This window comes from Pseudomonas sp. PvP025 (genome assembly GCF_017832155.1).
In the GTDB taxonomy this organism is placed as follows: domain Bacteria; phylum Pseudomonadota; class Gammaproteobacteria; order Pseudomonadales; family Pseudomonadaceae; genus Aquipseudomonas.
The window spans coordinates 4,736,250-4,758,996 of sequence record NZ_JAFIBJ010000001.1; the positions used below are offsets into that span (position 1 = coordinate 4,736,250).

Sequence of the window (22,747 nt, forward strand, 5' to 3'; positions counted from 1 at the left end):
GTGCAGTGGGCAACAGTAGCAGGTTCAGCGTTGCAGCAGGATACGGCCACGGCTCAGATCGGCCAGTTGGGTCTGCAGGGTGTCGATGTGCGCTTCGCCCAGGGCCAGTTGCAGCTCGACACCGTTGGCGGTGAAATTTTCTTCCACGATCAGCCCGTCCAGTTCGGCCACGCGCAGCTTGACCAGGTTCAGTTCGGAGAAGCCGCAGGCGCAACTCAGCGCCACACGGCTGATCAGCTCGATGCGTTCGGCCGTTTGCAGGCACTTGTTGGCGCCGCCGCCATAGGCGCGGGCCAGCCCGCCGGTGCCCAGTTGAATGCCGCCGTACCAGCGGATCACCAGCACCGCGACCTGATCGAACCCTTGCGCCTCGATGGCAGCGAGTATCGGGCGCCCGGCGGTGCCACCGGGTTCGCCGTCGTCGTTGCTGCGGTATTGGTCGGCCAGTTTCCAGGCCCAGCAGTTGTGGGTGGCGTTGAGGTCACTGTGGTGCTCGATAAACGCCTGAGCGTCCTGCGCAGTGGTGATCGGCGCGGCCAGGGTAATAAAGCGGCTTTTGCGTATTTCTTCGCGAAATTCGCAAAGGCCGGTCAGCGTGTAAGGCATAAGTCGCTTCGTTTATTGGGCTGGCTTGATGCCACAGCCTTTGAGAATGATGTGGATCAGGTTGGTGCCGGCCTCTTCCATGTCCTGCTTGGTCAGCCGGGTGCGACCGGTGACGCGGCAGATCTGGGTAGCGAAGTCGGCGTAGTGCTGGGTGCTGCCCCACAGCAGGAAGATCAGGTGCACGGGGTCGATCGGGTCCATTTTGCCGGCGTCGATCCAGGCCTGGAACACCGCCGCACGGCCGCTGAACCAGGCGCGGTAGTCCTGGCTGAAATATTCGGTGAGGCATTCGCCGCCGCTGATGATCTCCATCGCGAAGATCCGCGAGGCCTGGGGCTGGCGCCGAGAGAACTCCATCTTGGTGCGGATGTAACGACTGAGCGCCACGGCGGGGTCGTCCTCGGCGGTCAGCGCGTTGAAGGTGCTGTCCCACAGTTCGAGGATATTGCTGAGCACTGCGATATACAGGCCCAGCTTGTTGGTGAAGTAGTAATGCAGGTTGGCTTTGGGCAGTCCGGCACTGGCCGCGATGGTGTTCATGCTCGTGCCTTTGTAGCCATGGCGCGCGAACTCATCTTCAGCAGCCCGCAGAATCGCTTGTTCGTTCTTTTGCCGAATGCGGCTGGCAGGTTTACCGGCGTGGTTGCTGTGGGCAGGAACTTCGAGGCTCATGGAGGTTTCCGTGCTGATCGATAGAGACGACGTGTGCACAGATAACCCACCCTCAAGCCTCAGACAAGTCCTGATGCAATAAAACCGTCAAAGCGGTTCCAGGGTGTCGCTTTCGGTTGCCGGGTTTGCGCCAACCGGGCTCGCCTTGGCTTCGGGCAACAGCAGGCACAGCACGATAGCGGTCAAGCCGCCGCTGGTGATGGCCGAGTCGAACAGGTTCTGCACCAGGGTGGGCATCAGGTGCAGCAGATTGGGCTGGGCGGCGATGCCCAGGCCGACGCCGAACGAGGTGGCGATGATCAGCATGCTGCGCCGGTCCAGCGGGGCCTGGGCGAGGATGCGCACGCCGGCGGCGGCCACGCTGCCGAACATCACCAGGGTCGCGCCGCCCAGCACCGGTTTGGGGATTTGCTGCAGCACGGCGCCAATCAGCGGAAACAATCCGAGGCAAAACAGCAGCACGCCTATATATAAGCCGACGTAACGGCTGGCCACACCGGTGAGTTGGATCACGCCGTTGTTTTGCGCAAAGGTGGTGTTGGGAAAGGCGCTGAAGGTGGCGGCGATCATGCAGCTCACGCCGTCGCCCAGTACGCCGCCTTTGAGTCGGCTTATATAGGAAGGGCCGCTGATGGGTTGGCGGGCGATCATGCAGTTGGCGGTGAGGTCGCCCACGGTTTCGATGCTGCTGATCAGATAAATCAGCGCGATTGGCAGGAAGGCGCTCCAGTCGAAGTTGAATCCGAAGCGAAACGGGGTCGGCACGCTGACCCAGGGCAAGTCCGGCAGCGCCTGGGGGACGAGTTTGCCGCTGAACCAGGCGGCCAGGCTGCCCAGGGCCAGGCCGATGATGATGGCCGAGAGGCGCACCCACGGCGTAGCGGAGCGGTTGAGCAGGATGATGGTGAGCACCACGAACAGGCCGAGCGCCAAATTGGTGGGCGCGCCGAAGTCGGGCGCGTTGAAGCCGCCGCCCAGGTCGGTGATGCCGACCTTGATCAGGCTGATGCCGATCAACGTGATCACGATGCCGGTCACCAGCGGGGTGATCACCCGACGCAGTTGGCCGATGAAGCGGCTGAGCACGATCTGCACCGCGGCACCGAAGAAACACACACCGAAGATCATCGCCATGATGTCCTCCGGGCTGCCGCCGCGTTGCTTCACCAGAAAACCCGCCGACAGCACTGCGCCGAGAAACGCAAAGCTGGTGCCTTGCAGGCAGATCATGCCGGCTCCGATACCAAACGGCCTGCGCGCCTGGATGAACGTGCCTGCGCCGGAAACCATCAATGCCATGCTGATCAGGTAGGGCAAGTAGGCGCTGAGACCCAGCGTGGAACCGATGATCAGTGGCGGGGTGATGATGCCGACGAAGGCGGCCAGCACATGTTGCAGGGCGGCGAGCATAGCCGGTGCGGGTTTCGGGCGGTCGTCGAGGCCGTAGATCAGGTCGCTGGGGCTCAAGGATTCTGGGGGCATGGTGGGTCAACTCAAGGCGGACGGTTCAAGGTAGTTGCGTCCTTGCAAAAAACTGTCCAGTTGCTCAGCTTTTTGCTTGAGACCCGAGTCAGCGGGTTGCGGCGAGGCTTTCGAGAAAGCTTTCCAGCACCAAATGAGGGCGACGGCCTTTGCGCGTGACCGATGCCAGGCTCAAATCGTAAAAACGTGTAGCCGATTTCAGCGCGCGCAGTCGGCCTTGTTGCACCCACAGGCTGGCGTAGTGGTCGGGCAAATAACCGATATAGCGCCCGGTGAGGATCAGGAACGCCATGCCTTCACGGTCGGAGGCGCTGGCCGTGCAGCGCAGGGCCTGGTAGTGCGCCTGGATCTCGGCGGGCAGACGGAAGGTGGGCGCGATGGCGTCCTGGCTGTCGATGCGGGCATCGTCCAGCTGTTTGTCGTCGGCGTAGAACAGCGGGTGGCCGACCGCGCAATAGAGCAGTGAGCGTTCGCTGTACAGCGGCTGGTATTCAAGGCCGGACAATGCACTGGCCTGGGGTACGACGCCGACATGCAGGCGGCCGTCGAGTACGCCTTGTTCCACTTCGTTCGGGGCGATCATGCGGATCTGGATCTGCACGTCCGGGCCGCGTTCTTTCAATTGCGCCAGGGCGTGGGTAATGCGCATGTGGGGCAGGGTGACCAGGTTGTCGGTGAGGCCGATGATCAACTCGCCGCGCAGGTGCTGGTGCAGTCCGTTGACCTCGGTGCGAAAACTTTCCAGCGCGCTCAACAGTTGCAGGGCGGATTGGTAGACCTCGCGACCTTCTTCGGTCAGCGAGAACCCGGCGCGTCCACGTTGGCAGAGTCTCAGCCCGAGGCGTTGCTCCAGGTCGCTCATTTGCTGGCTGATGGCCGAGCGGCCAATGCCGAGTACGGTCTCCGCCGCCGAAAAACCGCCACATTCGACCACGCTGCGAAAGATGCGCAGCAGGCGGATATCGAAGTCGCTGACTTGAGCGAGGGGATCTGGCCTGCGACTGCTCATAGTTTAGTGAAGGCCCGACTGAAGGTTAGAAAAGTTGGATTTCATTGACTTTATCGCCATGGCAATTTACTCGCAACTACGCTTTATCGATCCCGACGCTGCCGTTTGCCCTGCGAGGTTTTGCTGATGAACATGCCCGAAAACGCTCCATCGTCCCTTGCCAGCCAGTTGAAGCTGGATGCGCATTGGATGCCGTATACCGCCAATCGCAGTTTCCAGCGTGACCCGCGCCTGATCGTGGCAGCGCAAGGTAGCTGGTTGACGGATGACAAGGGGCGCCAGGTGTATGACTCCCTGTCGGGCCTGTGGACCTGCGGCGCCGGGCATACGCGCAAGGAAATCCAGGAAGCGGTGACCAAACAATTGGGCACGTTGGACTACTCGCCGGGCTTTCAATACGGTCATCCGTTGTCCTTCCAGTTGGCGGAAAAGATTACCGAGCTGACCCCGGGCAACCTGAACCATGTGTTCTTCACCGATTCGGGCTCCGAGTGCGCCGATACCGCGGTGAAGATGGTACGTGCCTACTGGCGCCTGAAAGGCCAGGCGACCAAGACCAAGATGATCGGCCGCGCCCGTGGTTATCACGGTGTGAATATTGCCGGTACCAGCCTGGGCGGGGTTAATGGCAACCGAAAGATGTTTGGTCAGGCCATGATGGATGTTGACCATCTGCCTCACACGTTGCTGGCGAGCAATGCGTTCTCCCGCGGTATGCCGGAGCAGGGCGGCGTTGCGTTGGCCGATGAGTTGCTCAAGTTGATCGAGTTGCACGACGCCTCGAATATCGCCGCCGTATTTGTCGAGCCGATGGCAGGTTCAGCCGGTGTGCTGGTGCCGCCACAGGGGTACCTCAAGCGTCTGCGCGAGATCTGCGATCAGCACAATATCCTGCTGGTGTTCGATGAAGTGATCACCGGTTTCGGCCGTACCGGCTCAATGTTCGGCGCCGACAGTTTCGGCGTGACGCCGGACCTGATGTGTATCGCCAAACAAGTTACCAACGGCGCAATCCCTATGGGAGCGGTGGTCGCCAGCAGTGAGATCTATCAAACCTTCATGAACCAGGCGACGCCGGAGTACGCGGTGGAGTTTCCCCACGGCTACACCTACTCGGCCCATCCCGTGGCCTGCGCGGCGGGCCTGGCGGCACTCGACCTGTTGCAGAAGGAAAACCTGGTGCAGAGCGTGGCCGACATCGCACCTCACTTCGAGAATGCGCTGCATGGTTTGAAGGGCAGCAAGAACGTGGTCGACATCCGCAACTATGGCCTGGCCGGTGCCATCCAGATTGCGCCGCGTGATGGTGATGCGATTGTGCGTCCCTTCGAGGCGGGTATCGCGTTATGGAAGGCCGGTTTCTATGTGCGCTTTGGCGGAGACACCTTGCAGTTCGGGCCAATGTTCAACAGCAAGGCGCAGGACCTGGACCGCTTGTTTGATGCCGTTGGCGAAGTGCTGCGCAAGATCGATTGATTTTCTCCTTCTCTATAGAACAATTTTCAGGAGTCCTGCATGAGCGTTATCCAGCATTTGATCAACGGTGAATGGGTCAGCGACAGCGGCCGTACGGCTGATGTGTACAACCCGTCCACCGGCCAGGTCATCCACCAGGTGCCGTTGGCCAGTCGCGAAACCATTCAAAGTGCGATTGACACCGCCAAGGCCGCCTTCCCGGCCTGGCGCAATACGCCAGCCGCCAAGCGGGCGCAGGTGATGTTTCGTTTCAAGCAATTGCTGGAGCAGAACGAGGCGCGTATCGCGCAGCTGATCAGCGAGGAGCATGGCAAGACGCTGGAAGACGCCGCCGGTGAGTTGAAGCGCGGGATCGAGAACGTGGAGTACGCGTGTTCGGCGCCGGAAATTCTCAAGGGCGAGTACAGCCGCAACGTGGGGCCGAATATTGATGCCTGGTCGGATTTCCAGCCGTTGGGCGTGGTGGCCGGTATTACGCCGTTCAACTTTCCGGCGATGGTGCCGTTGTGGATGTACCCGCTGGCGATCGTGTGCGGTAACTGTTTCATCCTCAAACCGTCGGAGCGTGACCCGAGCTCAACGCTGTTGATCGCGCAATTGCTGCAGGAAGCCGGCTTGCCCAAGGGCGTGCTCAGTGTGGTGCACGGCGACAAAGGGGCGGTGGATGCCTTGATTGAAGCGCCGGAGGTCAAGGCGCTTAGCTTTGTGGGTTCGACGCCGATTGCCGAGTACATTTATGCCGAGGCGACCAGACGCGGTAAACGCGTGCAGGCGCTGGGCGGGGCGAAGAACCATGCGGTGCTGATGCCGGACGCGGATCTGGACAACGCCGTCAGTGCCCTGATGGGCGCTGCCTATGGTTCGTGCGGTGAGCGGTGCATGGCGATCTCGGTGGCGGTGTGCGTGGGCGACCAGGTGGCGGATGCGTTGATCGCCAAGCTTGTGCCGCAGGTCAAGGCGCTGAAGATTGGTGCGGGCACTACGTGCGGCCTGGATATGGGCCCATTGGTGACGGGGCAGGCACGGGACAAGGTCAGCGGCTATATAGAAGACGGCGTGGCGTCGGGTGCTGAGTTGGTGGTGGATGGGCGCGGCTTGAGCATTGCCGGGAATGAGCAGGGCTTCTTTTTGGGCGGCAGTTTGTTTGACCGTGTGACACCCCAGATGCGTATCTATAAGGAAGAGATCTTCGGGCCGGTGCTGTGCGTAGTGCGCGTGAGCAGCCTGGAAGCGGCGATGCAACTGATCAACGATCACGAGTATGGCAACGGTACGTGCATCTTTACCCGTGACGGGGAGGCGGCGCGTTTGTTCTGTGACGAAATTGAGGTGGGCATGGTGGGTGTGAACGTTCCACTGCCGGTGCCGGTGGCCTATCACAGCTTTGGTGGCTGGAAGCGTTCGCTGTTTGGTGACTTGCACGCCTATGGGCCCGACGGGGTGCGCTTTTATACGCGTCGCAAGGCGATCACCCAGCGCTGGCCGCAGCGGGCCAGTCATGAAGCGTCGCAGTTTGCTTTCCCTAGTTTGTAGGATGCGATGAAAGCCGGCCCCTTTGGGCCGGCTTTTTTTGTTTTTGGGGTTTATGACAGAAAGATGAAAATAGGTATTGACGGCAGATTCTGGAAGTCTATAATTCGCCCCACTTCCGGCGCAGTCGAAACGGAAAACTCCTTGGTAAACAAGTAGTTATGCAAGATTCGACAGCGAGTTGCTTCAGTTCATCGAAGTCCAGAAGAAGTTGATAGTGCGGTGTTGTCTGGCGCTATTAACGTTTCGATCTTCTCGGTCGAAAGCGGAGAAAAAGAGGTGTTGACAGCAGCGTGTAACGCTGTAGAATTCGCCTCCCGCTGATGAGAGATCGGAAGCGCAAGTGGTTGAAGTTGTTGAAGAATTCTTCGAAAGCTTCTGAAAATAATCACTTGACAGCAAATGAGGCTGCTGTAGAATGCGCGCCTCGGTTGAGACGAAACATCTTAACCAACCGCTCTTTAACAACTGAATCAAGCAATTCGTGTGGGTGCTTGTGGAGTCAGACTGATAGTCAACAAGATTATCAGCATCACAAGTTACTCCGCGAGAAATCAAAGAATAACCAACGATTGCTGAGCCAAGTTTAGGGTTTCTTAAAAACCCAAAGATGTTTGAACTGAAGAGTTTGATCATGGCTCAGATTGAACGCTGGCGGCAGGCCTAACACATGCAAGTCGAGCGGTAGAGAGAAGCTTGCTTCTCTTGAGAGCGGCGGACGGGTGAGTAATGCCTAGGAATCTGCCTGGTAGTGGGGGATAACGTTCGGAAACGGACGCTAATACCGCATACGTCCTACGGGAGAAAGCAGGGGACCTTCGGGCCTTGCGCTATCAGATGAGCCTAGGTCGGATTAGCTAGTTGGTGGGGTAATGGCTCACCAAGGCGACGATCCGTAACTGGTCTGAGAGGATGATCAGTCACACTGGAACTGAGACACGGTCCAGACTCCTACGGGAGGCAGCAGTGGGGAATATTGGACAATGGGCGAAAGCCTGATCCAGCCATGCCGCGTGTGTGAAGAAGGTCTTCGGATTGTAAAGCACTTTAAGTTGGGAGGAAGGGCAGTTACCTAATACGTGATTGTTTTGACGTTACCGACAGAATAAGCACCGGCTAACTCTGTGCCAGCAGCCGCGGTAATACAGAGGGTGCAAGCGTTAATCGGAATTACTGGGCGTAAAGCGCGCGTAGGTGGTTTGTTAAGTTGGATGTGAAATCCCCGGGCTCAACCTGGGAACTGCATTCAAAACTGACTGACTAGAGTATGGTAGAGGGTGGTGGAATTTCCTGTGTAGCGGTGAAATGCGTAGATATAGGAAGGAACACCAGTGGCGAAGGCGACCACCTGGACTAATACTGACACTGAGGTGCGAAAGCGTGGGGAGCAAACAGGATTAGATACCCTGGTAGTCCACGCCGTAAACGATGTCAACTAGCCGTTGGAAGCCTTGAGCTTTTAGTGGCGCAGCTAACGCATTAAGTTGACCGCCTGGGGAGTACGGCCGCAAGGTTAAAACTCAAATGAATTGACGGGGGCCCGCACAAGCGGTGGAGCATGTGGTTTAATTCGAAGCAACGCGAAGAACCTTACCAGGCCTTGACATCCAATGAACTTTCTAGAGATAGATTGGTGCCTTCGGGAACATTGAGACAGGTGCTGCATGGCTGTCGTCAGCTCGTGTCGTGAGATGTTGGGTTAAGTCCCGTAACGAGCGCAACCCTTGTCCTTAGTTACCAGCACGTAATGGTGGGCACTCTAAGGAGACTGCCGGTGACAAACCGGAGGAAGGTGGGGATGACGTCAAGTCATCATGGCCCTTACGGCCTGGGCTACACACGTGCTACAATGGTCGGTACAGAGGGTTGCCAAGCCGCGAGGTGGAGCTAATCCCACAAAACCGATCGTAGTCCGGATCGCAGTCTGCAACTCGACTGCGTGAAGTCGGAATCGCTAGTAATCGCGAATCAGAATGTCGCGGTGAATACGTTCCCGGGCCTTGTACACACCGCCCGTCACACCATGGGAGTGGGTTGCACCAGAAGTAGCTAGTCTAACCTTCGGGAGGACGGTTACCACGGTGTGATTCATGACTGGGGTGAAGTCGTAACAAGGTAGCCGTAGGGGAACCTGCGGCTGGATCACCTCCTTAATCGACGACATCAGCTGCTCCATAAGTTCCCACACGAATTGCTTGATTCATTGAAGAAGACGATAAGAAGCAGCCCGAAATTGGGTCTGTAGCTCAGTTGGTTAGAGCGCACCCCTGATAAGGGTGAGGTCGGCAGTTCGAATCTGCCCAGACCCACCAATTTTGTTATGGGGCCATAGCTCAGCTGGGAGAGCGCCTGCCTTGCACGCAGGAGGTCAACGGTTCGATCCCGTTTGGCTCCACCATTAACTGCTTCTGCTGTTAGAGTTTAGAAATGAATATTCTGAAGTGAATATTGATTTCTAGTCTTTGATTAGATCGTTCTTTAAAAATTTGGGTATGTGATAGAAAGATAGACTGAACGTTACTTTCACTGGTAACGGATCAGGCTAAGGTAAAATTTGTGAGTTCTCTTAACTGAGAAATTCGAATTTTCGGCGAATGTTGTCTTCACAGTATAACCAGATTGCTTGGGGTTATATGGTCAAGTGAAGAAGCGCATACGGTGGATGCCTTGGCAGTCAGAGGCGATGAAAGACGTGGTAGCCTGCGAAAAGCTTCGGGGAGTCGGCAAACAGACTTTGATCCGGAGATGTCTGAATGGGGGAACCCAGCCATCATAAGATGGTTATCTTACGCTGAATACATAGGCGTAAGAGGCGAACCAGGGGAACTGAAACATCTAAGTACCCTGAGGAAAAGAAATCAACCGAGATTCCCTTAGTAGTGGCGAGCGAACGGGGACTAGCCCTTAAGTGGCTTTGAGATTAGCGGAACGCTCTGGAAAGTGCGGCCATAGTGGGTGATAGCCCTGTACGCGAAAATCTCTTAGTCATGAAATCGAGTAGGACGGAGCACGAGAAACTTTGTCTGAATATGGGGGGACCATCCTCCAAGGCTAAATACTACTGACTGACCGATAGTGAACTAGTACCGTGAGGGAAAGGCGAAAAGAACCCCGGAGAGGGGAGTGAAATAGATCCTGAAACCGTATGCGTACAAGCAGTGGGAGCCCACTTTGTTGGGTGACTGCGTACCTTTTGTATAATGGGTCAGCGACTTATTTTCAGTGGCGAGCTTAACCGAATAGGGGAGGCGTAGCGAAAGCGAGTCTTAATAGGGCGTCTAGTCGCTGGGAATAGACCCGAAACCGGGCGATCTATCCATGGGCAGGTTGAAGGTTGGGTAACACTAACTGGAGGACCGAACCGACTACCGTTGAAAAGTTAGCGGATGACCTGTGGATCGGAGTGAAAGGCTAATCAAGCTCGGAGATAGCTGGTTCTCCTCGAAAGCTATTTAGGTAGCGCCTCATGTATCACTGTAGGGGGTAGAGCACTGTTTCGGCTAGGGGGTCATCCCGACTTACCAAACCGATGCAAACTCCGAATACCTACAAGTGCCGAGCATGGGAGACACACGGCGGGTGCTAACGTCCGTCGTGAAAAGGGAAACAACCCAGACCGTCAGCTAAGGTCCCAAAGTTATGGTTAAGTGGGAAACGATGTGGGAAGGCTTAGACAGCTAGGAGGTTGGCTTAGAAGCAGCCACCCTTTAAAGAAAGCGTAATAGCTCACTAGTCGAGTCGGCCTGCGCGGAAGATGTAACGGGGCTCAAACCATACACCGAAGCTACGGGTATCACGTAAGTGATGCGGTAGAGGAGCGTTCTGTAAGCCTGTGAAGGTGAGTTGAGAAGCTTGCTGGAGGTATCAGAAGTGCGAATGCTGACATGAGTAACGACAATGGGTGTGAAAAACACCCACGCCGAAAGACCAAGGTTTCCTGCGCAACGTTAATCGACGCAGGGTTAGTCGGTCCCTAAGGCGAGGCTGAAAAGCGTAGTCGATGGAAAACAGGTTAATATTCCTGTACTTCTGGTTATTGCGATGGAGGGACGGAGAAGGCTAGGCCAGCTTGGCGTTGGTTGTCCAAGTTTAAGGTGGTAGGCTGAGATCTTAGGTAAATCCGGGATCTTAAGGCCGAGAGCTGATGACGAGTGTTCTTTTAGAACACGAAGTGGTTGATGCCATGCTTCCAAGAAAAGCTTCTAAGCTTCAGGTAACCAGGAACCGTACCCCAAACCGACACAGGTGGTTGGGTAGAGAATACCAAGGCGCTTGAGAGAACTCGGGTGAAGGAACTAGGCAAAATGGCACCGTAACTTCGGGAGAAGGTGCGCCGGTGAGGGTGAAGGACTTGCTCCGTAAGCTCATGCCGGTCGAAGATACCAGGCCGCTGCGACTGTTTATTAAAAACACAGCACTCTGCAAACACGAAAGTGGACGTATAGGGTGTGACGCCTGCCCGGTGCCGGAAGGTTAATTGATGGGGTTAGCTAACGCGAAGCTCTTGATCGAAGCCCCGGTAAACGGCGGCCGTAACTATAACGGTCCTAAGGTAGCGAAATTCCTTGTCGGGTAAGTTCCGACCTGCACGAATGGCGTAACGATGGCGGCGCTGTCTCCACCCGAGACTCAGTGAAATTGAAATCGCTGTGAAGATGCAGTGTATCCGCGGCTAGACGGAAAGACCCCGTGAACCTTTACTATAGCTTTGCACTGGACTTTGAATTTGCTTGTGTAGGATAGGTGGGAGGCTTTGAAGCGTGGACGCCAGTCTGCGTGGAGCCAACCTTGAAATACCACCCTGGCAACTTTGAGGTTCTAACTCAGGTCCGTTATCCGGATCGAGGACAGTGTATGGTGGGTAGTTTGACTGGGGCGGTCTCCTCCTAAAGAGTAACGGAGGAGTACGAAGGTGCGCTCAGACCGGTCGGAAATCGGTCGTAGAGTATAAAGGCAAAAGCGCGCTTGACTGCGAGACAGACACGTCGAGCAGGTACGAAAGTAGGTCTTAGTGATCCGGTGGTTCTGTATGGAAGGGCCATCGCTCAACGGATAAAAGGTACTCCGGGGATAACAGGCTGATACCGCCCAAGAGTTCATATCGACGGCGGTGTTTGGCACCTCGATGTCGGCTCATCACATCCTGGGGCTGAAGCCGGTCCCAAGGGTATGGCTGTTCGCCATTTAAAGTGGTACGCGAGCTGGGTTTAGAACGTCGTGAGACAGTTCGGTCCCTATCTGCCGTGGACGTTTGAGATTTGAGAGGGGCTGCTCCTAGTACGAGAGGACCGGAGTGGACGAACCTCTGGTGTTCCGGTTGTCACGCCAGTGGCATTGCCGGGTAGCTATGTTCGGAATAGATAACCGCTGAAAGCATCTAAGCGGGAAACTAGCCTCAAGATGAGATCTCACTGGAACCTTGAGTTCCCTAAAGGGCCGTCGAAGACTACGACGTTGATAGGTTGGGTGTGTAAGCGCTGTGAGGCGTTGAGCTAACCAATACTAATTGCCCGTGAGGCTTGACCATATAACACCCAAGCAATTTGACTACTCCTGACTTGGAAACAAGTAGAAGCATCAGATTGCGGTGTGTGAAGACGAGATGAACCGAAAGTTCGACGCTCACAAAACACCGACAGCTGTCACATACCCAATTTGCTGAAGCGAGGCCGTCTGGCCGCGACTCAGTACCCGAATTTCTTGACGACCATAGAGCATTGGAACCACCTGATCCCATCCCGAACTCAGTAGTGAAACGATGCATCGCCGATGGTAGTGTGGGGTTTCCCCATGTGAGAGTAGGTCATCGTCAAGATTAAATTCCGAAACCCCATTTGCGAAAGCAGATGGGGTTTTGTTTTGGGCGGTTGGAAAGTCAAGTAAGCCTTCGCCTATAAAATTGCACAGTTATTTCTGAACCAGACCACTAGAATAGGCGCCTAACCTTTTTTAGAGTAAGAGCCCTATCCATGCCCGAGCCGGTTGATGCCCCACAGGTGGCTGACTTACCACTGGACGATCTGGTGGCATGCCATGAATGCGACTTACTGATGCGTAAGCCTGTGCTCGCACGAGGCGAAAAGGCAGAATGCCCACGTTGCGGTTATGAGCTGTACGCTCACCGCCACAATGTCATTGAGCGCAGCCTCGCTTTGGTGATTGCTGCGCTATTGCTGTACATCCCCGCGAACTTTCTGCCCATCATGCAGCTCAATCTACTCGGGCAGACGTCAGAGGACACAGTGTGGACCGGCGTCGTCGGCCTGTTCGATACGGGCATGCAAGGCGTCGCAATTGTGGTGTTCCTGTGCAGCATGGGTATTCCGTTGCTCAAGCTGCTCTGCCAATTGGCCGTGCTGCTCAGCATTCGCTGGAAGATCGGCCGTAATTACGGGCTGCTGCTATACCGCATCTACCATCACATGAAAGATTGGGGGATGTTGGAGGTCTATCTGATGGGCGTGCTGGTCGCGATCGTCAAGCTCGCCGACATGGCTTCCATCACGGTGGGTGTGGGTCTCGTTTGTTTCATCAGTCTATTAGTGGTTCAGGTTCTGCTTGAGGTGGTGATGTCGCCCCACCAGATCTGGCAGGCGTTGTCAGGAGAGGATGATCATGCGGGCGATTGATGCAGGCATTCTGGTGTGTACCGAATGTCACGAGCTGAATACGCAAGAGCCGGATACCGATGAACAAACGTGCACCCGCTGTGGTGCGTTGATTCATCCGCGTCGGCCCAACAGCCTAACCCGCACATGGGCACTGCTGATCACTGCGGCGATCCTCTATATCCCCGCCAACCTGTTGCCCATTATGACCGTCAACTCACTCGGCCAGGGCGAGCCCAGTACCATCATGGCCGGTGTGATCCAGCTGGTGCAGCATGGGATGTTTCCTATTGCTGCCGTGGTGTTCATCGCCAGTATTCTGGTGCCGACGTTCAAGTTGGTGGGCATTGGTCTGCTACTGTTCTCGGTGCAGCGTCACCAACCGCTGTCCGCACAACAACGCATTGTCATGTACCGCTTTATCGAATTCATTGGCCGCTGGTCCATGCTGGATATCTTCGTGATCGCCATCCTGGTGGCGGTCGTAAACTTTGGGCGGCTCGCCAGCGTTGAGGCCAATCTCGGCGCTGCGGCATTCGCCAGTGTGGTGATCTTGACGATGCTCGCCGCAGTAACTTTCGATCCCCGACTGATTTGGGATAACACGGAGTCGGACGACGACCATGAGTGATTTGCCTAAAGCTAAAACCCGCCCAGCCTCCAACTGGTCAGCCATTTGGGTGTTGCCCCTGATTGCGCTGATCATCGGCGGCTGGCTCGGATGGCGCGCCTATTCCCAGCAGGGCATCGAGATCCAGGTGCGCTTTGAAAGCGGTGAAGGCATCCAGGTCAACAAGACCGAGGTTGTGTACAAAGGCATGCCTGTGGGCAAGGTCAAAGCCTTGGCGCTCGACGACGAGGGCAACAATCGGGGGGTAATTGCCACCATCGAGATGGGCAAGGACGTTGAGCAATACCTTAAGACCAATACCCGCTTCTGGCTGGTCAAGCCCAGCGTAACGCTGGCCGGCATCACTGGCCTGGAAACCCTTGTGTCGGGTAACTACATCGCCGCCAGCCCTGGCGACGGCGAGCCCACCCGCAAATTCAAGGCGCTCTCCGAAGAGCCGCCGCTGTCCGACGCCAAGCCCGGCTTGCACATCACCGTCAAGGCAGATCGCCTCGGCTCGCTCAACCGTGGCAGCCCGGTGTTCTACAAGCAGATCCAGGTCGGCCAGGTTAAAAGCTACCTGTTGTCCGAAGACCAGAGCACCGTCGAGATCAAGCTCTATATCGAACCGACCTACGCCCACCTGGTGCGTAAACATACGCGCTTCTGGAACGCCAGCGGCATCAGCATCGACGCCAACCTGTCCGGCGTGAAGGTGCGCAGCGAGTCGTTGTCCAGCATCGTCGCCGGTGGTATTGCCTTTGCCACCCCCGAGAATCGCAAGGACAGCCCGCCCACCGATCCCAGCCTGCCATTCCGTCTGTACGAAGATTTCGACGCCGCCGCCGCCGGCATCCGAGTCAAGGTCAAGCTCAGCGACTTCGAAGGCCTGCAGGCCGGCCGCACGCCGGTGATGTACAAAGGCATCCAGGTCGGCAGCCTGAAAACCCTGAAGATCGACCCGGACCTGTCCAGTGCCAGCGCCGAACTGACCCTCGACCCATTGGCCGAAGACTATCTGGTCCAAGACACCCAATTCTGGGTGGTCAAGCCATCCATCTCCCTCGCTGGCATCACCGGCCTGGAAGCCCTGGTCAAAGGTAACTACATCGCCATCCGCCCAGGCGACAAAGGTACTGCGCCGCAGCGCGAGTATGTCGCCCGCGCGAAGGCGCCTCCGCTGGATCTGCGTTCCCCTGGTTTGCACATGGTGTTGTTTACCGACAACCTCGGCTCCCTGGATGTCGGCAGCCCGATTCTCTACAAGCAGGTCAAGGTCGGTTCGGTGCAGAGCTACCAGTTCTCGCGCAAGAACAAGCAACTGGTGATTGGCGTACATATCGAGAAAGAATACGAGAACCTGGTCAACGGCTCGACGCGTTTCTGGAATGCCAGCGGCGTCACCCTGACCGGTGGCCTCACTGGCGGCATCCAGGTCAAGAGTGAATCCCTGGCGAGCCTGATGGCCGGCGGTATCGCGTTCGAAACGCCTGAGCCGAATGTGCCGCTGAAAAAACACATTCCGCGCTTCCGTCTGTACCCCGATCGCGAAGCCGCCAATCAGCACGGCACTCTGGTGACTATCAAGGTTGATCGCGCCGATGGCCTGCGCCCCGGCACGGCGGTGCGTTTCAAAGGGCTGGACGTGGGCAAGATCGAAAGTGTCAATCTGAGTGCGGACATGCAATCGGTGCTGCTCGGCGCACGCATCACCCAGGTGGCCGACCGCATCGCACGTGCCGGCAGCCAGTTCTGGGTGGTCAAGCCGGAACTGGGCCTGATGAAAACCGCCAACCTGGAAACCCTGGTGACCGGGCAATACATCGAAGTGCAGCCTGCGACGAAAAACGCAGGCCCGCAGAAAAACTTCGTCGCCCTGGCCCAGCCGCCCGAGGCCGTGCGCCAGGAGCAAGGCTTGAGTCTGGTGCTCAGTGCCGCGCGTCGTGGCTCACTGAAGGAAGGCGTACCGGTGACCTACCGCGAAGTCACCGTGGGCAAGGTCACCGGCTACGAGCTGGGCCAGACTGCCGACCGCGTGCTGGTGCACATCCTGATCGAGCCCAAGTACGCACCGTTGGTTCGCAGCGGCAGCCGCTTTTGGAACACCAGTGGTTTTGGCGTGGACTTCGGCTTGTTCAAGGGCGCGACGGTGCGCACCGAATCCCTGGAGACGTTGGTCGCCGGCGGTATCGCCTTCGCCACGCCGGATGGCGAGCGGATGGGCAATGCGGCGCGGCCGCAGCAGACCTTCCCGTTGTTCGACAAATTTGAGGATGAGTGGCTGACCTGGGCGCCCAAGATTCCATTGGGCAAATAAACCGAGGCGCGGTTATCGGGAGCAAGCCCCCTCCCACATTTGACGGTGTTCACAGTTCAAAGTGTGGGAAGGGGCTTGCCCCCGATGAGGCCCTCTGCAGCACCACAAAAAAAGGCCGCGATCCATAGATCGCGGCCTTTTTTGCATTTCAACGCACGACGTCAGACCTCATCCAACTCCGCCTGCGCAATCACCGTCGCCTTCACCTCATCATGACGCCGGATGTACTTCCAATCTGCTTCATCAATGTAGATCCCGTTCGGCCCGCTGCCGCCTTCCAGGTCGATGGCCACCTGGGCGGACACCTGCGGCTTCACACTCGCCAGGATCGGCACGAAGCCCAATTGCAAACTGGTCTCCAGCAACGCCGCCTGGTTCTTCTCGTCGATATCGGCTGCCTCGTCGAGGTAGTACGGCAAGCGCACGCGCCCGGCCTGGTCGCGGTCCATCAAGTGCAGCAACAGGTACATGTTGGTCAGCGCCTTGATGGTCATGGTGGTGCCATTGGACGCGGCGCCATCAATGTCGGTGTGAATCACCGGCTGGCCGTTCACCTTGGTGATCTCGAACGCGAGTTCGAACAGGTCCTTGAGGCCCAACTGGTTATGGTTGGCCGCCACCAGGCGCGCCAGGTATTCCTTGGCCTCTTCGTTCTTGTTGTCCTGCTCGGCGCTCTGACTGAGGTCGAACACCGACAGCGTCTCGCCTTCCTCATACTGACCGGCGCTATGGATGATCTGGTCGATATGCTTGAGCGCCTCCTTGTTCGGTGCCAGCACGATGCGGAAGCTTTGCAGGTTGGAGACCTGTCGCTTGTTGATCTCGCGATTGAACAGCGCCAGTTGGTGTTCCAGGCTGTCGTAGTCGCTGCGGATATTGCGCAAGGTCCGCGCGATATCGGTGACTGCCGCCCGCCGCGCCTTGCCCAGCGTCAGCGCCTCATCGGTGCGGTGCGCATAAGCGTTGATCAGCAGTTGCAGACGACGCTCCACGTCATCCTCGCTGTCGAACTTGGCCACGCCCTTGAGCCGCACCTGAGCGTACAACGCTTCAATCTGGCCATCGGCACGCAGCAAGCCCTGCCAGCTGTCCTGATAGTCATTGAGCAGCGGCAGCAGGTTGTCCATGGAATCGTCGACCGGGTCCATGAACGGCGTGCCGAACGGCAAGTCCGCCGGCAGCAGCTGGCGACGGCGCAAGGCGTCATCCAGGGTGCGCTGTTTGGCTTCCATATCGCCAATCTGGCGGCCGACCAGTTGCAGCTTGGCCGACAATTGCTGGACACGCTCGGTGAACGCATCGCTGGAACGCTTCAACTCATCCTGCGCCGCCTCCATCTGCGCCAGCTGTTGGAGCTTCTCGCCTTCTTCGGCGCTCAGAGTCTGCGCGCGACGGAAATCTTCCAGGGCTTTTTGCGCATCCAGCACCTGCTGGTACAGCGCCTCGGTCTGGGTCTTGCTGGCTGCGCGATCGGACGCCACAGCCTGCTGAGTCTTGAGTTGCTTGAGTTCTTTTTCCAGACGCTCTTTTTGATCGCGCAGTGCCGCGCGATCCGCCAACGCCTGCAACGCGGGTGGTTCGATGTGCGAGATGTCGATGGACAGCCCCGGCACCTCAAAGCGCTCGCCCTTGAAGCCATCGAGGATCCGCTCCAGGGATTTGACCCAGTGGCCGTCTTCATCCAGCGTGATGCCCTGTTCACCCAATGGCAGGCTGAACAGCGAACTGTTGAACAGCCGCATCAGACGCTCGACGTCCTGCTGTGAGAATTCTTCGCGCAGCTTGGCGTAGCTGTTGTTGTCCGCGTGATCAAGCTGCTGTTTGACCGACTTCAGGCGTTTTTCCAGGTCGCGCAGACGTTCGTCCAGATCCTCGGCGCTGAACTGCCGCGACTGCGCCAGCGCACCCGCCAATTCATCGTGAGCATCCTTGGCCGCGAGCAACTGCTGCTCCAGCATCTTCACGTCGTCCACCAGCGCAAAGCGATGCTTGAGCACCGACAGCTCGCCCAGCCAGCGCTGGATGCCGCTGATCTCCCGCTCCAGGCGCATCAGCTCCTGGGTGCCGCCGCGCTGGTCATGTTGCAGCGCATCCTGTTCATTGCGGTAGTGCTCGGCCTGGATGGTCAGCTCTTCCTTGCGCGCACTGGCGTAGTCCGACCAGGTGCCCAGTAGCGAGTCCAATAGCGGTGAGAGGCGGTGCAACTTGCCGCGCAACACATCGCGTTGCCGCACGCCATTGGCCAGCGCTTCGACCAATGGCCCGGCAGCCACCAGCGAGTTGTAGTCCTGCTCCATGCGTCGTACGTCGCGGAAGGCCTCTTCACACGCTGCGATGTAATCCACGCTGCCGGAACGCAGGCTGTGTTCGAAGGCATCAAGGAACAGTTGCTTGAGTTTGGCCGCGGTGATTTCGCGCATGTGCAGCAGGTTGATAAACAGCGCGCGGAAAGTCTTCAGGCTCTGCTCACTGGTGGAGCGCAGCGGGATCAGCGTCAGGTCCAGCGGGATCGACGTGTGACCGCCCACCAGCAAACGCCGCAGTTCATCCGGCTTGAGTTCGTAGGCCTTGAGGCCCTCTTTCTCAAGGTTGGTGAACAGCTCTTTCTGCCGCAGGCAGGTGTCGTTCTTCTGGTAGTGCGCCAGGTCCAGCTTGCCGGCATAGGCGAAGAACTGGTGACCGAAACCGCCACCCGGGCCGCGCCCGACCACGCCAATCACATGGGGGCCGTGGGGCAGCGAGACTTCCACGAGGATGTAGCTGGTGTCAGTGGCGAAGTAGAAGCGCCGCGATTGCTCGAGGGTGTACTTGCCGAAACTCATGTCCGACATGCGCGCCAGAATCGGAAACTGCAGGGCGTTGATCGAGGCGGATTTGCCCAGGTTGTTCGCGCCGTATACCGACAGCGGCTCTTCCAGCGGGAACAGGCCCAGGCTGTAACCGGCGGTGTTCAATAGGGCGAAGCGGCGGATGCCGTAGCGTTGCTTGCTCATGCATCGGTCTCCTGTTCTTCGGCAATGGCACGCGCCAGGGCGTCTTCTTCGCTTTCTTCCTCGAAGTCGCTCAAGTCCAGCGGGTCATCGGTCTTCAGCAGTTTTTCATCGCTGTCTTCGTCAATGATTACCGGCGCTGGCAATGGCAACACGCTGTGCACGCTGGCGGCAAGGTCGCGGTCCTGCTGCACCGACAGGCACACGTCGAGGAAGCGATGCATCGGCGGCAGGAAGCGATAGATGCCGTTGTCTTCGCTGGCAAAACCCAGCTGGGTCATGCGGCGCATTATTTTTTCTTCGAGTTCTTCCTGAGTCTGCACTTCGGCCTGGATAAACAGGTCGCGGTATTTATCCAGCAGCGACGGCAGTTCATCACGGCCCAGGCTGCCGCCGTCGAGCACGGCGATCGGGTCGCGGCCCTGGTCGGCCAGGTGTTCGACGATGATGAAGGTGAACAGCGCCAGACGCTGGGCGGTCTTGTTGACCTGCGCACTGGCGATGGCGGAGTCGGGCACGAAGTAATAAAAACCACGGGTGTCGCACACCAGCTCAAAGCCCAGGGCTTTGAACAGCGTGCGGTACTGGTCCTGGAAGTTCGACAGTTGCGCGTACAGCTCCGGGTCGCGGCGGCTGACGTGGTAACCCTTGAACAGCTCACGAAAGATCGGCGCCAGTTGGGACAGTTCGGATAGATCAAGATGCATAAGGTGTACTCGCAGGTTGCTCGGCGGCGTCTGTGCCGGCCGGGAGCAGGGCGAATGAGCGCAGGCTGACCTGGTGCTCGTGTGTGTGGTAATCGCGGCGTTCCAGGCGTTCGCGCTTGAAGCGTTTTTCGCGCGAGAGGCGGGAGAACCAGTACAGCAATTCGTCGGTGGCGCCGTCCGGTTCCTGCTCCAGCAGCCAGGTCATCAGGTCGGGCATCGGCAGTGCGTCTTCGCAGCGTTCGAGCATTTCCTTGACCGTGCGCGGCGCGCGTTGCGCCTGACCCTTGTGGGATGTGTGCGCCTTGGGGAAACGCGCCGGTTTCGGCTCGAAATTCGCCAGGGCATACACGTAGGCCTCGACCTGGCTGGCACTGCCCAGAAAGGTGCTTTGCGGCCGGGTGAACAGCGGCATCGCTGCCTGCGGCACCGCGTCCAGACCTTTGCGGCGGATCGCCGACAGGGCCAGCGCCGCGCCACGGGTCACTGCGTTGTGGCGGCGTGCCTCCTCACGCAACGGCAACAGCAGTTCGCGGGCGTGACGCAGGGTCAACTGGGCGCTGGTCTGCATTTCGAGGATGCGCGCGTGGGTACGCAGCAGCATGTCGTCGTCCACCAAGTGGCCGAGGCGCTGTTGCTCGGTGAGCATGCGCAGCAGCACATTCTCGACCTTGCGCACGCCTTGCTCGAAGGCGCCGTCGGCGTTCACCAACTGGATCATCGGTTCGACGTATTCATCCCAGGTCGCCAAGACCTCGGCGTAACGCTGGCGCAACGGGATCTGCCGGTCGCTGGTCTTGGCGCGGTCGGCCACGGCCGCCAGGGCTTGTTCGTCGTTGGCGAGTTTTTTCAGCACGTCGCGCACGCGCATGTCCAGCAGGCGCAATTGCCGGGCCAGGTCGTGGCCGTCACGGATGTCAAAGGCGTCCTGGATATAGCCGGCCAGACGCTCGAGGTGGCGCAGGTAGGCTTCGATTTCCAGGCACAGGCCAAGCCGGTGCTCTTTGCGCAAATAGGCGAGGAAGTCGTGGATCTGTGCGTTGAGCTCGAAACGGTTCGGGCTCTTGGCCACAGGCACTAGGATGTCCAGGCGAATCCACACATCCAGCAGGCTGGTGATGTCCTGGGGCGTGCTGTCCAGTTGTTGGGCGGCCAATTGCGCGCGCAGCTCGCCCAGGCTCAGGGTGCCTTGGTCGAAGTGTTCGCACAGTGGCTCAAGCAAGGCCCAGTGTTCGGCGAGGGCGCGCAGGACGCGCTTGGGTTCGATCATGGGAAAGGCCGGCTGGTTGGCGATTAAAGGTCGCGATTGTACTGCATCGGGAGTGGGATTTATCCACAGCCGGTCAGCGCGCAGTGGGCGATTGTTGCCGAACAGCGGTAGAATCCCCGCTCTTTACTTATCCACAAGTGGCCGAGCTGTGCTTATCGAGTCCCGACGTCGCGCTTACTTGACCGCCATGCAGGTGGTCAACTGGCTGCCCCGCACCGAACTGCCGTTTGCCGCACCGTCGCGGCCCGCGTTGTTGCAGGCGCCTGAGCCCTATGAGGCGTTCGACGCCTCGGGCGAGGAGGCCGCTGCGCCGGTTGCGGTGGTCAAGCCTGTGCCCGAGGTGCGGCCGGTGGTCGAACGGGCCAAAATCGAAGTGCCGCGCCCCTCGCCAGTGACCAAACCGATGGTGGCCGAAGACACGACGTCGGTGGCCAAGGCGCCAGTGGTGCCGCCGCCGCGTTTTGCCCTGCAACTGCTGCGAGCCGGGCGTTGCCTGCTGCTGGTGGAACTGCCCACCGGCGAGCGCTTCCAGACCCGCGACCCGGCCTACATGCTGCTCAAGGACATGCTGCGCGCCGCCGGCCTGCCCGACAGCCCGCAGATCGTCGGCGACCCGGTGCGCTGGCCGTTGCTGGTGCGCGGCACCATGGATCAGGGCCCGGACGCCGCGCGGGATTTTGTGCAAGGTTTTGTCTCGGCACGCCTGGAAGACGAACCCTGCGTGTGCCTGTGGCTGATCGGCCTGCCCGCCGTGCGCTTTGCCGGCGAGGCCAACGCCGAAGCCTGGTACCGCGAACTGCAGGTCGAAGGCCTGGGCTCGGTGTGGGCCCTGCCGGGCCTGGAATTATTAATGGAAGAGCCACAGCGTAAGGCTGATGTCTGGCAAGCCATGCGCCGGCTGATGGCGCGCTGGAAAACAACCGATGAGTGAGGCTTTATCCTTCCGCCCGATGACCGAGGCCGACCTCGACGCCGTGCTGAAAATCGAATACGCGGCGTTCAGCCATCCCTGGACGCGCGGCATCTTTCTCGATGGGCTGGGCAAGTACCAGATCTGGCTGATGTTCGAGGGTGAGCAGCAGGTGGGGCACGGTGTGGTGCAGATCATTCTGGATGAAGCCCATTTGCTCAATATCACCGTCAAACCGGAGAACCAGGGGCGTGGCCTGGGCCTGGCATTGCTGGAACACTTGATGTCCCGCGCGTATGCCGCCAGTGCGCGAGAGTGTTTCCTGGAAGTGCGCGACAGCAATACCGGGGCGTTCCGGTTGTATGAGCGTTATGGCTTCAATGAGATTGGGCGTCGGCGCGATTACTACCCGGCTGTCGGCGGCCGCGAAGACGCAGTCGTTATGGCCTGCACGCTCGTCGACTGAACACATGGATCAGTGTGGGAGGGGGCTTGCTCCCGATGGCGGTGTATCAGCGACTTATCAAGTAACTGACACCCTGCTATCGCGGGCAAGCCCCCTC

General features: G+C 58.5%; 14 protein-coding genes, 2 tRNA genes and 3 rRNA genes. 12 read left to right on the top strand and 7 right to left on the bottom strand.

Annotated features, from left to right (window positions below; all coding sequences use genetic code 11):
* Nucleotides 1–24: 24 nt before the first annotated feature.
* From JOE32_RS20495 to JOE32_RS20510, 4 genes are all read right to left on the bottom strand, one after another.
* Entirely contained in the window at nucleotides 25–606 is a 582-nt protein-coding gene (locus JOE32_RS20495) for a YigZ family protein (protein ID WP_209988174.1), read from the bottom strand.
* A 12-nt stretch (nucleotides 607–618) separates the two neighbouring features.
* Nucleotides 619–1,278 (bottom strand): TetR/AcrR family transcriptional regulator, encoded by a 660-nt coding sequence (locus JOE32_RS20500; protein WP_209988177.1) that lies wholly within the window; start codon nucleotides 1,276–1,278, stop codon nucleotides 619–621.
* 87 nt (nucleotides 1,279–1,365) lie between these two features.
* Nucleotides 1,366–2,760 (bottom strand): nucleobase:cation symporter-2 family protein, encoded by a 1,395-nt coding sequence (locus JOE32_RS20505; protein WP_209988181.1) that lies wholly within the window; start codon nucleotides 2,758–2,760, stop codon nucleotides 1,366–1,368.
* Between the two features lie 88 nt (nucleotides 2,761–2,848).
* Nucleotides 2,849–3,769, bottom strand: a complete 921-nt coding sequence (locus JOE32_RS20510; RefSeq protein ID WP_209988184.1) for a LysR family transcriptional regulator — start codon at nucleotides 3,767–3,769, stop codon at nucleotides 2,849–2,851.
* A 126-nt stretch (nucleotides 3,770–3,895) separates the two neighbouring features.
* Here JOE32_RS20510 and JOE32_RS20515 point away from each other — a divergent pair, with 126 nt between their 5' ends.
* The 10 genes from JOE32_RS20515 (at nucleotide 3,896) to JOE32_RS20560 (ending at nucleotide 16,310) form a co-directional block, all read left to right on the top strand.
* Nucleotides 3,896–5,245, top strand: a complete 1,350-nt coding sequence (locus JOE32_RS20515) for an aspartate aminotransferase family protein (protein WP_209988188.1) — start codon at nucleotides 3,896–3,898, stop codon at nucleotides 5,243–5,245.
* A gap of 39 nt (nucleotides 5,246–5,284) precedes the next feature.
* Entirely contained in the window at nucleotides 5,285–6,778 is a 1,494-nt protein-coding gene (locus tag JOE32_RS20520) for a CoA-acylating methylmalonate-semialdehyde dehydrogenase (protein ID WP_209988193.1), read from the top strand.
* A 613-nt stretch (nucleotides 6,779–7,391) separates the two neighbouring features.
* A 16S ribosomal RNA gene (locus JOE32_RS20525) occupies nucleotides 7,392–8,928 on the top strand.
* An 82-nt stretch (nucleotides 8,929–9,010) separates the two neighbouring features.
* Nucleotides 9,011–9,087, top strand: a tRNA-Ile gene (locus tag JOE32_RS20530).
* Between the two features lie 10 nt (nucleotides 9,088–9,097).
* Nucleotides 9,098–9,173 (top strand) — tRNA-Ala (locus tag JOE32_RS20535).
* A 237-nt stretch (nucleotides 9,174–9,410) separates the two neighbouring features.
* Nucleotides 9,411–12,302, top strand: a 23S ribosomal RNA gene (locus JOE32_RS20540).
* Between the two features lie 172 nt (nucleotides 12,303–12,474).
* Nucleotides 12,475–12,590, top strand: a 5S ribosomal RNA gene (rrf, locus tag JOE32_RS20545).
* The 16S, 23S and 5S rRNA genes sit together here with 2 tRNA genes alongside, the layout of an rRNA operon.
* Nucleotides 12,591–12,744: 154 nt before the next feature.
* Nucleotides 12,745–13,404: a paraquat-inducible protein A gene (locus JOE32_RS20550; RefSeq protein ID WP_209988196.1), complete on the top strand. Its 660-nt coding sequence runs from the start codon at nucleotides 12,745–12,747 to the stop codon at nucleotides 13,402–13,404.
* The gene (locus JOE32_RS20555) at nucleotides 13,391–14,014 is read left to right on the top strand and encodes a paraquat-inducible protein A (RefSeq protein ID WP_209988199.1); all 624 of its coding nucleotides are present in this window, start codon (nucleotides 13,391–13,393) and stop codon (nucleotides 14,012–14,014) included. Before JOE32_RS20550 ends, JOE32_RS20555 begins: the two co-directional genes overlap by 14 nt.
* Nucleotides 14,007–16,310 (top strand): MlaD family protein, encoded by a 2,304-nt coding sequence (locus tag JOE32_RS20560; RefSeq protein WP_209988202.1) that lies wholly within the window; start codon nucleotides 14,007–14,009, stop codon nucleotides 16,308–16,310. The genes JOE32_RS20555 and JOE32_RS20560 overlap by 8 nt, the downstream gene beginning before the upstream one ends.
* A gap of 161 nt (nucleotides 16,311–16,471) precedes the next feature.
* Here the strand turns inward: JOE32_RS20560 and mksF are convergent, their stop codons facing one another.
* Genes mksF through mksB form a run of 3 tightly spaced genes read right to left on the bottom strand, consistent with a single transcriptional unit; the run spans nucleotide 16,472 to nucleotide 21,274 of the window.
* The gene (mksF, locus tag JOE32_RS20565; protein WP_209988205.1) at nucleotides 16,472–19,303 is read right to left on the bottom strand and encodes an Mks condensin complex protein MksF; all 2,832 of its coding nucleotides are present in this window, start codon (nucleotides 19,301–19,303) and stop codon (nucleotides 16,472–16,474) included.
* Nucleotides 19,300–20,007 carry an Mks condensin complex protein MksE gene (gene mksE, locus JOE32_RS20570; protein WP_003232858.1) on the bottom strand — a complete coding sequence of 236 codons (708 nt, stop codon included), beginning with the start codon at nucleotides 20,005–20,007 and terminating at the stop codon, nucleotides 19,300–19,302. Before mksE ends, mksF begins: the two co-directional genes overlap by 4 nt.
* The gene (gene mksB / locus JOE32_RS20575; protein WP_209988208.1) at nucleotides 19,997–21,274 is read right to left on the bottom strand and encodes an Mks condensin complex protein MksB; all 1,278 of its coding nucleotides are present in this window, start codon (nucleotides 21,272–21,274) and stop codon (nucleotides 19,997–19,999) included. The genes mksE and mksB overlap by 11 nt, the downstream gene beginning before the upstream one ends.
* A gap of 187 nt (nucleotides 21,275–21,461) precedes the next feature.
* Between mksB and JOE32_RS20580 the strand changes: the two genes are divergently transcribed.
* Together JOE32_RS20580 and rimI are read left to right on the top strand one after the other, a co-directional pair.
* On the top strand, nucleotides 21,462–22,205 hold the full coding sequence (locus JOE32_RS20580) for an energy transducer TonB (protein ID WP_209990643.1): 744 nt from the start codon (nucleotides 21,462–21,464) through the stop codon (nucleotides 22,203–22,205).
* A complete protein-coding gene (rimI, locus tag JOE32_RS20585) occupies nucleotides 22,198–22,650 on the top strand; it encodes a ribosomal protein S18-alanine N-acetyltransferase (protein WP_005784514.1) in 453 nt (150 codons plus the stop codon). The genes JOE32_RS20580 and rimI overlap by 8 nt, the downstream gene beginning before the upstream one ends.
* The last annotated feature ends 97 nt before the right edge of the window (nucleotides 22,651–22,747 follow it).

Coding starts and splice junctions, on each gene's coding strand:
- JOE32_RS20555 (WP_209988199.1), top strand. CDS start 13,391: ATGCGGGCGATTGATGCAGGCATTCTGGTGTGTACCGAATGTCACGAG.
- JOE32_RS20505 (WP_209988181.1), bottom strand. CDS start 2,760: ATGCCCCCAGAATCCTTGAGCCCCAGCGACCTGATCTACGGCCTCGAC.
- JOE32_RS20515 (WP_209988188.1), top strand. CDS start 3,896: ATGAACATGCCCGAAAACGCTCCATCGTCCCTTGCCAGCCAGTTGAAG.
- JOE32_RS20550 (WP_209988196.1), top strand. CDS start 12,745: ATGCCCGAGCCGGTTGATGCCCCACAGGTGGCTGACTTACCACTGGAC.
- mksF (WP_209988205.1), bottom strand. CDS start 19,303: ATGAGCAAGCAACGCTACGGCATCCGCCGCTTCGCCCTATTGAACACC.
- rimI (WP_005784514.1), top strand. CDS start 22,198: ATGAGTGAGGCTTTATCCTTCCGCCCGATGACCGAGGCCGACCTCGAC.
- JOE32_RS20580 (WP_209990643.1), top strand. CDS start 21,462: ATGCAGGTGGTCAACTGGCTGCCCCGCACCGAACTGCCGTTTGCCGCA.
- JOE32_RS20560 (WP_209988202.1), top strand. CDS start 14,007: ATGAGTGATTTGCCTAAAGCTAAAACCCGCCCAGCCTCCAACTGGTCA.
- mksE (WP_003232858.1), bottom strand. CDS start 20,007: ATGCATCTTGATCTATCCGAACTGTCCCAACTGGCGCCGATCTTTCGT.
- JOE32_RS20510 (WP_209988184.1), bottom strand. CDS start 3,769: ATGAGCAGTCGCAGGCCAGATCCCCTCGCTCAAGTCAGCGACTTCGAT.
- mksB (WP_209988208.1), bottom strand. CDS start 21,274: ATGATCGAACCCAAGCGCGTCCTGCGCGCCCTCGCCGAACACTGGGCC.
- JOE32_RS20520 (WP_209988193.1), top strand. CDS start 5,285: ATGAGCGTTATCCAGCATTTGATCAACGGTGAATGGGTCAGCGACAGC.
- JOE32_RS20500 (WP_209988177.1), bottom strand. CDS start 1,278: ATGAGCCTCGAAGTTCCTGCCCACAGCAACCACGCCGGTAAACCTGCC.
- JOE32_RS20495 (WP_209988174.1), bottom strand. CDS start 606: ATGCCTTACACGCTGACCGGCCTTTGCGAATTTCGCGAAGAAATACGC.